The 12,486-nt window shown below is 69.1% G+C and carries 11 protein-coding genes; 8 read left to right on the top strand and 3 right to left on the bottom strand.

The genetic code is table 11. The features are described from left to right. The first annotated feature begins 95 nt into the window (after positions 1 to 95). From KF889_11955 to KF889_11920, 8 genes are all read left to right on the top strand, one after another. Positions 96 to 905 carry an FkbM family methyltransferase gene (locus tag KF889_11955; protein ID MBX3500150.1) on the top strand — a complete coding sequence of 270 codons (810 nt, stop codon included), beginning with the start codon at positions 96 to 98 and terminating at the stop codon, positions 903 to 905. 87 nt (positions 906 to 992) lie between these two features. After that, complete coding sequence (locus KF889_11950; protein MBX3500149.1) at positions 993 to 1,763, top strand: glycosyltransferase family 2 protein; 771 nt, start codon at positions 993 to 995, stop codon at positions 1,761 to 1,763. Continuing rightward, positions 1,760 to 3,520 (top strand): carbamoyltransferase, encoded by a 1,761-nt coding sequence (locus KF889_11945; GenBank protein MBX3500148.1) that lies wholly within the window; start codon positions 1,760 to 1,762, stop codon positions 3,518 to 3,520. The genes KF889_11950 and KF889_11945 overlap by 4 nt, the downstream gene beginning before the upstream one ends. A 151-nt stretch (positions 3,521 to 3,671) precedes the next feature. Next, positions 3,672 to 4,301, top strand: a complete 630-nt coding sequence (locus tag KF889_11940) for a 2-hydroxychromene-2-carboxylate isomerase (protein ID MBX3500147.1) — start codon at positions 3,672 to 3,674, stop codon at positions 4,299 to 4,301. 43 nt (positions 4,302 to 4,344) lie between these two features. Next, entirely contained in the window at positions 4,345 to 4,875 is a 531-nt protein-coding gene (locus KF889_11935; GenBank protein MBX3500146.1) for a phosphonopyruvate decarboxylase, read from the top strand. A 1-nt stretch (position 4,876) separates the two neighbouring features. Further along, positions 4,877 to 5,491 (top strand): aldehyde dehydrogenase, encoded by a 615-nt coding sequence (locus tag KF889_11930; GenBank protein ID MBX3500145.1) that lies wholly within the window; start codon positions 4,877 to 4,879, stop codon positions 5,489 to 5,491. A gap of 257 nt (positions 5,492 to 5,748) precedes the next feature. After that, positions 5,749 to 6,210, top strand: coding sequence for a (2Fe-2S)-binding protein (locus KF889_11925; protein MBX3500144.1), 462 nt, complete (start codon positions 5,749 to 5,751; stop codon positions 6,208 to 6,210). Then, complete coding sequence (locus KF889_11920) at positions 6,207 to 8,444, top strand: xanthine dehydrogenase family protein molybdopterin-binding subunit (protein ID MBX3500143.1); 2,238 nt, start codon at positions 6,207 to 6,209, stop codon at positions 8,442 to 8,444. Before KF889_11925 ends, KF889_11920 begins: the two co-directional genes overlap by 4 nt. A gap of 326 nt (positions 8,445 to 8,770) precedes the next feature. Here the strand turns inward: KF889_11920 and KF889_11915 are convergent, their stop codons facing one another. From KF889_11915 to KF889_11905, 3 genes are all read right to left on the bottom strand, one after another. Beyond that, on the bottom strand, positions 8,771 to 9,985 hold the full coding sequence (locus KF889_11915) for a CoA transferase (protein MBX3500142.1): 1,215 nt from the start codon (positions 9,983 to 9,985) through the stop codon (positions 8,771 to 8,773). 115 nt (positions 9,986 to 10,100) lie between these two features. Continuing rightward, positions 10,101 to 11,072, bottom strand: a complete 972-nt coding sequence (galE, locus tag KF889_11910) for a UDP-glucose 4-epimerase GalE (GenBank protein ID MBX3500141.1) — start codon at positions 11,070 to 11,072, stop codon at positions 10,101 to 10,103. Beyond that, complete coding sequence (locus KF889_11905; GenBank protein ID MBX3500140.1) at positions 11,069 to 12,265, bottom strand: glycosyltransferase; 1,197 nt, start codon at positions 12,263 to 12,265, stop codon at positions 11,069 to 11,071. Before KF889_11905 ends, galE begins: the two co-directional genes overlap by 4 nt. Positions 12,266 to 12,486: the final 221 nt, after the last annotated feature.

Below are 12,486 nucleotides of genomic sequence, written 5' to 3'. Positions count from 1 at the left end.
CTTGTGGCGGACGCAGTGAACATATTGCATGATAACTATCGATATCGATATTTATCGAGTTGAATCAATAGAATGTAATATGTATTTCAATCCGTATGGGACTTAAGAACGGCCTCCGTCTGCTCTACAGGGCGGTCGACCGGTTCGGCCTGGCGGCGGGACTGAAAGCGTGGTGGGCGTTGAGCGCTCCGGGCACGGGGCTGCGCGCTATCCGGGTACCCGGGTTCGATCACCCGATACGGTTGCGGGCCGGAACCACCGACGTCGCCAATTTCGAGCAGGTCTTCCTGTACGGCGCGCTCGACCAGCGCCGCTTCCCACAAGGCCGCGCGCTGCAAGCCTATGCCCGGACGGCGCCCGGCCCGCGCGTGGTGGTCGATGGCGGCGCCTATATCGGCCTGTCGAGCGTCTGGCTGGCCCGCGACTATCCCGAGGCGACGGTCTTCGCCGTCGAGCCCGATCCCGCCAATTTCGCCATGGTCGAGCGCAACACCGCCGCCTGGCCCAATATCGTGCCGGTGCAGGCCGGATTGTGGGATCGCCCGGCCGCACTGTCGCTGCAGCAGGAGGGCTTCGAGCCATGGAGCGTGCGCGTGAGCGACGTGGCGGGCGAGGGTCCGACGGTGCAGGCCGTCACCATCAATCAACTGATGGAACGGGCCGGCGCCAGCGAGCTGCTCGTCGTCAAGCTGATCATCGAGGGTGCCGAGCGGGCGGTGTTCCGCGGCGACCTCGGGTGGCTCGACAGGACCCAGCACGTGATCTACATGCCCAGCGACTGGGCGGCGCCCGGGCAGGGCGCCGGCGGGCTGGCCTTCGCCGCCCTTTCGGCTCGACCCTTCGACTGGATCGTCGATGGTCAGTGCGTCTACTGCTACCGCATGCATGGAAAATCGCTGGCCTGAGGCCGCGATCTGAATTATAGCATGATCTGAGAAATTAGAGGAAATGTGCGTTATTTCAGTAATTTGCGATGATCTATTAAATTGACCATGCTCGACCAGATCACGCCGGTGATCCTGACCTGGAACGAGGCCCCGAACATCGGGCGCAACCTCGACCGGCTCACATGGGCACGCGAGATCGTCGTGGTCGACAGCGGCAGCGACGACGAGACTGCCGATATCGCCCAAGGCTATCCCAATGTCCGCTGGCTCAGCCGCGCCTTCGACAGCCATGAGCGGCAATGGACCTACGCCGTGCAGGAGACCGGCATCGCCACGCCCTGGGTGCTGCGGCTGGACGCCGACTACATCGTGCCGCAGGCGACGATCGATGAAATCGCCGCCCTGACGCCGAGCGACGACATCGGCGGCTACCGCACCGCCTTCGACTACCGCATCGAGGGGCGCAAGCTGCGCGGCTCGCTCTATCCGCCGATGCCGACCCTGCTGCGCCGCGACCGCGTCAGCTTCGTGCAGGACGGCCACACCGAGAAGGCGCATGTCTCGGGCAGCGTACCGAGCCTGCGCGGCCGCATCGACCACGACGATCGCAAGTCCTTGGAGCGCTGGCTGGTCTCGCAGTACCGCTATCAGCGGCGCGAGGTCGACAAGCTGACCGCGACGCCGTGGGCGCAGCTGTCCTGGGGCGACCGGTTGCGCCTGACCCGGGTGCTCGGGCCGCCTGTCGTGTTCCTCTATTGCCTGCTCGGGCGCGGCCTGCTGCTCGACGGCAGGGCGGGGCTGCTCTACGCCTGCCAGCGCGCCACCGCCGACCTGATCCTCTCGATGCTCCTGCTGCAGCGCGACTTCAAGAAATGACCTACATCCTGGGCCTCAACGCCTTCCACGCCGATTCCGCCGCCTGCCTGGTGAAGGACGGCGTCCTGGTCGCCGCCGCCGAGGAAGAGCGATTCCGCAGGGCGAAGCACTGGGGCGGCTTTCCCAGCGAGGCGATCCGCTACTGCCTGAAGGAGGCCGGCATCGGCCTCGACCAGGTGGCGCATGTCGCGATCAACCGCGACAGCCGGGCGAGCTTCTGGCGCAAGGTCGGCTACATCGTCACGCGGCGGCCCAGCCTCGACCTGATCATGAGCCGGGTGCGCAACCGCCGTCAGTGGGACGACGTCGCCCAGCAGCTCGCCACCCAGCTGCCCGAAGCGAGGTTCGCCGGCACGGTGCACGCCGTCGAGCACCATCTCTGCCATCTCGCCTCGACCTTCTACGTCTCGCCCTTCGAGCGCGCCGTGGCGGTGTCGGTCGACGGCTTTGGCGATTTCGCCAGCGCCGCCTGGGGCATGGGCGAGGGCAACCGGCTGTCGATCGACGGCCGCGTGCACTTCCCCAATTCGCTGGGCATCTTCTACGAGGGCATCACCCAGTTCATCGGCTTCCCCAATTACGGCGACGAGTACAAGGTCATGGGCCTCGCCCCGTACGGCGAGCCGAAATACCTGGAGCAGATGCGCCGGCTGGTGAAGCTCCGCGACGACGGCGCCTTCGAGCTCGACCTGCGCTACTACACGCACGCCCGGGAGGGATCGAAATACGAGGTGCGCGACGGCACGCCCTCGGGCGGCCGCATCTGGTCGCAGGCGATGGTCGAGCTGCTCGGACCGGCGCGGGGCAAGGACGACCCCTTGGAGCAGCGCCACAAGGACATCGCCCGCTCGGCCCAGGCCATATACGAGGAGGCGTTCTTCAACCTGCTGGGCGCGCTGCACCGGCGCTACGCCTGCGACGCCGTCGTGCTGTCGGGCGGCTGCGCCTACAACTCGGTCGCCAACGGCAAGGTCTACGAGCGCTCGCCGTTCAAGCAGTGCTACATCCAGTCAGCCGGCGGCGACGCCGGCGGCGCGATCGGCGCGGCCTTCCAGGTCTGGCACGGCCTGCCGCAGGCCAACGGTGCCAAGCGCCACTTCGTGATGGATCACGCCTATTGGGGACCATCAGCGAAGCCCGAGGAGATCGACGCGGCGGTCGCCGCACGGCGCTCCGAGTTCGATACGGCCAACTGCACCATCGAGACCATCGCCGACGAGGCCGAGCTCTGCCGCCGCACGGCGAGCGCGATCGGCCAGGGCAAGGTGATCGGCTGGTTCCAGGGCCGCATGGAGTGGGGCCCGCGCGCGCTGGGCAACCGCTCGATCCTCGGCGACCCGCGCCGCGCCGACATGAAGGACATCCTCAACCTCAAGATCAAGCGCCGCGAGTCGTTCAGGCCCTTCGCGCCCTCGATCCTGCGCGAGGCGGTGAAGGACTGGTTCGAGACCGACGACGACGTGCCCTTCATGATGCAGGTCTTCCGCATCAGGCCGGATCAGCGGCCGAGGATCCCGGCGGTCACGCATGTCGACGGCTCGGGCCGCCTGCAGACCGTCGATGCACACACCAACCCGCGCTACCACCGCCTGATCTCGACGGTGCGCGATCAGACCAGCGTGCCGATCGTGCTCAACACCAGCTTCAACGAGAACGAGCCGGTGGTGTGCCGGCCGGAGGAGGCGATCGACTGCTTCCTGCGCACGAAGATGGACGTGCTGGTGCTCGGCGACACGTTCATCGAGCGCAAGGCGTAGAGCGAGAGCATCTTCCTGGGACCGCCGGCGTCCCGCCGGCTCATGAAGATGCCGGCGAGACGCCGGCGGTCCCAAAGAGACCCCTCGCTGCGCTCGCAGTGACAGCGAGGCTGTATCAGGCCTTTGCGATTCCGGCTAAGAGTGCGACCCGATGAAGACCATCGACTACTACTACTCGACCCGTTCGATCTACGCGTATCTCGGCGCGCAGCGCATCGTCGATCTGGCGCGCCGCTTCGGCCGCCGGCTGGTCCATCGTCCGGTCGATCTGTCGCGCGTCGTGCCGGCCGCCGGCAGCCAGCCCTTCGACAAGCGCTCCGCCGCGCACAAGGCCTATCAGTTCGGCCGCGAGATCGAGCGCTGGAGCGAGTATCTCGGCATCCCCGCGCTGGTCGATCCGGTGCACCATTTCGGCGACCGCGCGCTGTCGGCCGGCGTCATCCTCGCCGCGCAGTCGGCGGGCGCGGATGTCGATCGCCTGCATGTCGACATGCTCACCGCGCTGTGGCGCGACGACCGCGACCTCTCCAGCGCCGAGGTGCTGGCCAGCCTGGTGAGCGGCGTCGGCGCCGACGCCACGGCGATCCTCGACGCCGCGCGCTCCGAAGACGTTCAGGCCGCGTTCAACCAGTGTTCCGAGCGAGCGATCGCCGCCGGCGTGCCCGGCTCGCCGACCTACGTCGTCGACGGCGATCTGTTCTATGGCCAGGACCGCCTGATGATGGTCGAGCGTGCGCTGGAACGGCCCTTCGCGCCGCCCGGTCCGCCGCCGAGATGGTGATGCTGCAACCCCCGCTGTCCATTCGAGTGAGAGTGAGTGACGCATGAACGCCCCCGCGGCGCCGGACTGGCGCGACGACATCTTCGCCGTCCTGCAGGCGCATGAGATCAGGCAGGTCTATCACGTGCCCGACGCCGGCCATTCGCGGCTGATCGAGGCCTGCCAGCGGTCGAACGCCATGCGCACGCTGGCGCTGACGACGGAGGAGGAAGGCGTGGCGCTCGCCGCCGGCGCCTGGCTGGGCGGTCAGCGTTCGGTGCTGCTGATGCAGAGCTCGGGCGTCGGCAACACCATCAACCTGATGGGCCTGACCAAGACGCTGCGCTTCCCGCTGCTCACCCTGATCACCATGCGCGGCGACTACGGCGAGTTCAACTCGTGGCAATACCCGATGGGCCAGGGCACGCCCAGGGTGCTCGAGGCGATGGGCGTGCTGCTCTACTCGGTCGACAAGGCCGAGGAGGTCAAGGCCACGGTCGACGCCGCCACGCGCGCCGCCTTCAACGGCGGCCAGGCGGTGGCGGTGCTGCTGCGCCAGAAGCTGATCGGCATCAAGGATTTCGGGAAGAAGTGAGATGAGCAACGCAACGCTGCGCCGCCGCCCGCTGGTCAAGCGCATCCTCGAGGGCGCCACCGACGATCTGCTGGTGATCGCCGGCCTCGGTTCGTCGAACTGGGACATCACCGAGGCCGGCGACCGGCCGCTCAACATGCCGCTGTGGGGCGCCATGGGCGCGACGGTCGGCATGGGGCTCGGCCTGGCGATCGCCCAGCCGACGAAGCGCGTGCTGGTGATCACCGGTGACGGCGACATGCTGATGGGCATGGGTTCGCTGGCCACGGTCGCCACGCAGCAGCCGCACAACCTGGCGATCTGCGTGCTCGACAACGAGAAGTTCGGCGAGACCGGCAACCAGGCGACCCACACCAGCCCGCGCAACAACGGGCCGACCGATTCCGGCGCCGGCGCCGATCTCAGCCTCATCGCCCGGGGCTGCGGCATCGCCGACAGCGCCATGGTGCGCGACGAGGCCGAGGTGGCGCAGCTGATCGCCGATCTGCGCCGCAAGAACGGCCCGGTGTTCCGCGTCGTCAAGGTGATGGTCGAGAAGCTGGAATTCGTCATGCCGCCGCAGGACGGCGCCCACCTCAAGGACCGCTTCCGCCAGGCGCTGCTGGGTCACACGTAGCGATCACAGTCGCCAGCGCCCTTCCCCCGGAGGGGGAAGGGCGCGCGCGCAGCGCGACGGAAGGGGGATGTCGAAGACGAACGCAGGAGTCCGTCTTCGACATCCCCCTTCCGCCCTTCGGGCACCTTCCCCCTCCGGGGGAAGATCAGCCCAGACGAATCGGCCGAATGTGATCGCCTCACATGCCAGCAGGCCATAGGCGACGGGCGGGAACTGCGCTATCTTAACGCTGTCAATATAGATTGCGGAAGCGAGCGATGATCCCGGTCACGATCAACGGCGAACGGCGCGAAATCGAGGTCGAGCCGGACAAGCCGCTGCTGTGGGTGCTGCGCGAGGATCTGGCGCTGGTCGGCACCAAGTACGGTTGCGGCGTCGCGGCCTGCGGCGCCTGCACGGTGCATGTCGACGGCCAGGCGATGCGCTCGTGCTCGGTGCCGCTGGAACAGGTCGCCGGCCGCGAGGTCGTCACCATCGAAGGCCTGGGCGGCGATCGCCTGCATGCGGTGCAGGCGGCCTGGATCGAGCTGCAGGTGCCGCAATGCGGCTACTGCCAGCCCGGCTTCATGATGGCGACGGCGGCGCTGCTCAGGGACACGCCGAAGCCGACCGACGCCGAGATCGACGCGGCGCTCACCAACATCTGCCGCTGCGGCACCTATCAGAGCATCCGCAAGGCCGTGCACCGCGCGGCGGCGCTCATGGAGGCGCGGCGATGAAGCTCACGCGGCGCAAGCTGATCGTCGGCGGCACGCTGGGAGGCGGCGCGCTGGTCGTGGGCTGGTGGTTCGCGCACGAGCGCGACCGGCTGGGCGGACGCGACGCCTTCAGGACGCGCCAGGGCGAGGTGGCGCTGAACGGCTGGGTCAAGGTGTCGAAGGGCGGCACCATCATCGTCGCCGTGCCGCGCGCCGAGATGGGCCAGGGCATCCATACCGCGCTGGCCATGCTGGTCGCCGAGGAGATGGACGCGAAGTGGGACGACGTACGCGTCGAGGACGCCGCCGATCTCGGCATCTACCGCAACGTCGAGATGCTGCTCGAGGGCGCCCGCTCGCAGGATCCCGGCATCATGCGCGACATCGCCATGTGGGCCGGCTCGCGCGTCGCCGGCATCCTCGGCGTCTCGGCCACCGGCGGCAGCACCGCGACGCGCGATGCGTGGGAGCCGATGCGGCTGGCCGGCGCCTCGGCGCGCGAGCTGCTGCTGCGCGCGGCGGCGCAGAAGGCCGGCGTGAAGCAGGCCGATCTCGTCGTCGTCGACTCCGAGGTGCGCACGCGCGAGGGCAAGCCGATCGCGCGCTTCGGCGAGCTCGTCGAGGCCATCGGCGAGCTGCAGCCGCTGCGCGACGTGCCGCTCAAGGAGCCGGCCGCGTTCCGCCTGATCGGCAAGGAACTGCCGCGGCTGGACATCGCCGCCAAGGTCACCGGCACCGCGACCTTCGGCGTCGACGTGCGCCTGCCCGACATGCTCTACGCCGCCGTCGCCAATTGCCCGGTGTTCGGCGGCAAGCCGAAGGGCTTCACCTTGCCCGGCGGCGAGCTGCCGAAGGGGCTGGTCAAGATCGTCGAGCTGCCCGAGGCGATCGCCGTGGTCGGCGACAGCTGGTGGAAGGCACAGCGCTTCCTGAACGAGGGCCTGAAGATCGAGTGGGATCTCGGGCCGAATGCGGCGTTGAGCAGCGCAGCGCTGCTTGCCGACTACCAGGCGCAGTCGCGCGCCGTCAGCGATCCGACCAAGACCCGCAGCTTCCAGACCACGCCGACGACGCAGACGCCGATGGAGCGCGGCATCGAGGCGACCTACCGCGCGCCCTATCTGGCGCACGCCACGATGGAGCCGATGAACTGCACGGCGCGCTTCGCCGATGGCCGGCTCGATCTGTGGATGCCCAACCAGTCGCCCTCGCTGATGCGCTACGTCGCCGCCAAGGCCGCCGACATCGACCAGTCGGCGGTGAGGGTGCACACCACCTATCTCGGCGGCGGCTTCGGCCGGCGCGCCGAGCCCGATCTCGTGCGCCAGGCCGTAACCATTGCCAAGGCTTTGCCCGGCAGGCCGGTGCAGCTGCTGTGGTCGCGCGAGGAGGACATGCGCCACGACTTCTACCGGCCGATGGCGGTGGCGCGCATGCAGGCGCGCGCGTCGAAGGACGCGCCCTGGGAGTGGCGCTGCCGGCTGGTCGGCCAATCGGCCACCGGCCAGTTCGTCAACCGCGTGCTGCGCCTGGGCGAGCAGGGCGATCCCGACGGCAACAGCGTCGAGCGCCCGCCCTACGGCTTCCCTTCCTACCGGCTGGAAGCCGTGGTGCCCAAGGGGCCGGTGCCGGTCGGCTTCTGGCGCTCGGTCGGCCATTCGCACACCGCCTTCTTCGACGAGTGCTTCCTCGACGAGGTGGCGCACTCGATGAAGAAGGACCCGTTGGTGTTGCGCCGCGAGCTGCTGGCCAACCAGCCGCGTCATCTCGCCGTGCTCGACGCGGCGGCCAAGGCGGCGGGCTGGGGCACGGCGCCGCCATCCGGCATCGGCCGCGGCATCGCCCTGCGCGAGTCGTTCGGCTCGATCGTCGCCCAGGTGGCCGAGGTCGCGGTCGAGGGCAGCGCGATCCGTGTGAAGCGCGTGGTCTGCGCCGTCGATTGCGGCCGCGTGGTCAACCCCGCCATCGTGCGCGCGCAGATGGAAAGCGGCATCGTCTACGGCCTGTCGGCGGCGCTGCATGGCGAGATCACGATCAGCAAGGGCGCCGTCGAGCAGGGCAACTTCCCGGACTACGAGGTGGTGCGCCTGGCCGACATGCCGGTGATCGAGACCCTGATCGTCGGCTCGCCCGACGCGGCGATGGGCGGCGTCGGCGAGCCCGGCACGCCGCCGATCGCGCCGGCCGTCGGCAACGCGATCTTCGCGCTCACCGGCAAGCGGCTGCGCAGCCTGCCGCTGCGCCTCGACGCGTGAGGCACGCGTCGCGCGGCAGGATGTGCCGGCACTGTGCCGGTACGGTGGGGAAAGGAAGGGAAGGGAAAGGAAGGGGAAAGGAACAGGTATTCCGCCGGAGGCGGACGCTGTCGCGTCGCCGGCCTTCGGCGAAGGCTGAACCGATTCACCCGTCATTCCGGCCTTCCTTCTCCCCGCGAAGGCGGGGAGAAGGTGCCGAGCGTCAGCGAGGCGGATGAGGGGCTTCCTCGCGCAACGACAAGCATCGATGCTGTCGAGCCTCCGCGAAGCCCCTCATCCGCCCTTCGGGCACCTTCTCCCCGCCTTCGCGGGGAGAAGGGAAGAAGCTACGTCACCCCGTCCTTCGCCATCGCCTCGATCTCGGCGGCCGTGAAGCCCAGCTCGGCGAGCACCGCGGCTGAGTCGCCGCCCAGCGGCGAGGCCGGTCTTGTGGCGGCGGGCACCGTGCCGTCGACGCGGAAGCCGGCGCCGGGCGCCTCGACCGGCCGGTCGTAGCCCGGCTGGTCGGCGATGGTGCGGTGGATGCCGGGCATGAAGCGGTAGGGGCCGGCGAGGAACTCGCTGATGCTGCGGACCTTGGCGCAGGCGATGCCGGCGGCGTTGAAGGCGCGCTCCCAGTGCTCGGCGTCCTTGGCCTTCAGCGCGCGCACGAACTCGGCCTCGGCGCCGTCGAGATCGGCGACGAAGAAGAAGCCGCTCTGGCGCGCCGGGGCGAAGCGCGGGTCGCTCTTGAGCTCGGGGCGGCCGACCACATCGAGCGCCTTGCGCCCCTGCTCGACGGTGTTGGCGGCGACCGAGATCCAGCCGTCGCCGGTCTCGAAGACGCCCGAGGTCGGGCTGCTGGCCAGCGAGCGGTTGCCCATGCGCTCGTTGGGCAGGCCGCCGACCAGCCAGGCCGAGGTCGGGCCGAACATCAGCATCAGCGCCGAATCGCTCATGGCGATGTCGATGTGGCAGCCCTTCCCGCCGTTGCGCTGCCGCTCGAGCAGCGCGGCCATGATGGCGCAGGCGCCGTTCATGCCGGTGGCGATGTCGATCGCCGGGAAGCCGGTCTTCAGCGGCGGCGTGCCGGTCTCGCCCTGCATCATCATCATCCCGGTGGCGGCCTGGATCACCTGGTCGTAGCCGGTGCGGCCGGCGATCGGGCCGCTCTGGCCCCAGCCCGAGATCGAGGCGTAGACCAGCCGCGCATTGAGCGTCGCCGCCGTCGCGTAGCCGAAGCCCAGCCGGTCGAGCTCGCCCGGCCGCTGGTTCTCGACCAGCACGTCGGCACGCTCGACCAGGCGGGTGAGCACCTGCTGGCCGCGCGCGTCCTTCAGGTCGAGCGTCAGCGAGCGCTTGCCGTGGTTCATGCCGACGAAGCCGGCGGCGAGGCCGGGCGGCGACTGGCCGGGACGGCCGTTGCGCATCACGTCGCCGACGCCCGGCCGCTCGATCTTCACCACGTCGGCGCCGAGCTGGGTCAGCACGTGCGTGACGTAGGGTCCGGCGAGCACATGCGTCAGGTCGACGACTCGCACGCCCTGCAGCGGCGCGAACATGATGGATCCCCCCGAATTTCCCACCCGTCATTCCGAGTGCAGCGAGGAATCTCCTCGAAACGAGATTTTGTCGCCGGGAGATTCCTCGCTGTGCTCGGAATGACGGGAGGGGTGGTCAACGCGGCATCTTGCGGCGCCAGCGTATCGCGTCGTCGATCTGCGCGTCGAGGTCGCGGCCGGGATGCCAGCCCAGCTCGCGGCGCACCAGCGCGGTGTCGGCCACCAGCTCGGGCGGATCGCCGGGCCGGCGCGGGCCGACGCTGTGCGGCACGGCGCGGCCGCCCAGCCGGCCGGTGGTCTCGATCAGCTGCCTGACGCTGTAGCCGTGGCCCGAGCCGAGATTGAAGGCCGGCGTCCGGCCGCCCTTCTCGATGTAGTCGAGCGCGCGGACATGGGCGTCGGCGAGGTCGGCGACATGGATGTAGTCGCGCACGCAGGTGCCGTCGGGCGTGTCCCAGTCGTCGCCGAACACCGTGAGCGGCTTGCCGACGCCCAGCATGGCGTCGATCGCCAGCGGCATCAGATGGCTCTCCGGCTCGTGCGCCTCGCCGATCTCGCCGTCGGGATCGGCACCGGCGGCGTTGAAGTAGCGCAGGCACACCGTGCGCAGCTTGCGCCCGGGCGCGCGCAGGGCCTTCTCGACCTCGAGCTTGGTCTCGCCGTAGACGCTGACCGGGCCGAAGGAGTGGCTCTCGTCGAGCAGCGGCCGCTGCGGCGTGCCGTAGATCGCGCAGGTGCTGGAGAACACGAAATGCGCCACGCCGTGCGCCTCGGCCGCCTCGATCAGCACCAGGCTCTTGTCGATGTTGTTGTGGCGATAGCGCTCGGGATCGCGCATCGATTCGCCGACCTCGATATAGCCGGCGAGATGGATGATGGCCTCGGGCTCATGCTGCGCGAACGCCGCATCGAGCCGCGCGCGGTCGCCGATGTCGCCCTGTTCCAGCGGTCCCCATTTCACCGCCCAGGCGTGGCCCTTCTCCAGGCTGTCGTAGGCGATCGGCGTGAAGCCGGCCTGGGCCAGCGCCTTGCACACCTGGCTGCCGATGAAGCCGGCGCCGCCGGTGACCAATACGCTGCGACTCATGCGGCTGCTCCGGACGTGCGGGAAACGATGCGGCTGTCGGCGGCCTCGCGATACAGGGTCTCCAGCGCGGCCGCGACGTTGTCCCAGCGATAGAGGCGATCGACTGTGGCACGGGCGCGGCGGCCGGCCTCGGACGCGGCGCCGGCATCGGCCAGAAGCGGTGTCATTGCCGTGGTCAGCGCATCGCGCGTGCAGGCGATCACCGTGGCGCCGCCGCCGGCCTTCAGCTCGCGCCAGATATTGACCTGGTCGGAGACCACCACCGGCAGGCCCGCCGCCATCGCCTCGACCGCGGCGATGCCGAAATTCTCGCTGTAGGAGGGCAGCGCGAAGAGCCGCGCGGCGGCGAAGGCCGAGAGCTTGTCGGCGCCGCGCAGCATGCCGGTGAAGGTGACGCGCCCGGCCACGCCATCGCGCGCCGCCCATTCGCGGCACTGGCCGAGCATGCCGTCGTCCGGCCCGGCGATGACGAGATGCAGCGTTGGATCAGTCGCGGCGAGCTGGGCGAAGGCCGGCAGCAGCAGGTCGAGGCCCTTCTTGAAGTGCAGGCGGCTGAGGAACAGCACGATGGTCTTGCCGCGCGTTTCAGGAAAGCGCTGGTGGAAGATCTCGGGCGAGGGCAGCGCATCGAAGCCGCTGAGGTCGACGCCCAGCGGCACCACCCTGGGCGGCGCGCCCATGGCGAAGGGCGTGCTGATCTCGCGCTCGATGTCGGAGGTGTAGTGGATCGCCGTGGCGTGGCGCAGCACGCGGTTCTGGAACGCGGCCTCCATCAGCCACTTGCGGGCACGGTGATGGGCGCGGATGTACGGGTCGAGCATGCCGTGCGGGCGCACGATATAGGGCACGCCGCGCCGCCTCGCGTAGTGGCCGCCGACCAGGTCGTGGAACAGGTAGATCGAGTGCAGGTGCACGACGTCGAAGCCCGCCATGTCGCGGCTCAGCGCCCGTGCCATGGCCAGCGACGGCTTCCAGAATCGCGGCGCATGGACCGGGAAATAGCGGACTGCGAAGCCGTCGCGCTCGACCGGCCGGTCGGTCGGCACGTCCTCGACACCGCCCTCCTTCCAGTTGGTGGTGTAGATGCTGACATCGTGGCCGCGCCGGGCGACGGCCGCCGCCATCTCGACACAGGCTTGGGCCGGGCCGCCGCTCTCCCGGTTCAAGGTCGCGATCAGGTGGAGGATACGCATGCAGCGGGCGGCGGGGCGTCGGTGTTGGGCATCGGGTCCAGCCGGGACCGATCCGATTGCAGAGGTCAAGAAATTATCATAACATGTTCAGAATACTACAATTATAGTTTCCGGAGCCGGCTCGCCACGAGGTGTTGTGGGGGAGTGTCAGGTTTCCAGAGAGGTCCCCTCCAGGTGTGTGGTATCGCCGGCCTTTTCCACTACGGCTCGCCTGCTGTCGC

Source organism: Alphaproteobacteria bacterium (assembly GCA_019635875.1).
Classification (GTDB): Bacteria; Pseudomonadota; Alphaproteobacteria; order Reyranellales; family Reyranellaceae; genus JAFAZJ01.
The sequence above is the reverse complement of the archived record's forward strand: the minus strand, read 5'-3'. Positions and strand labels throughout refer to the sequence as shown.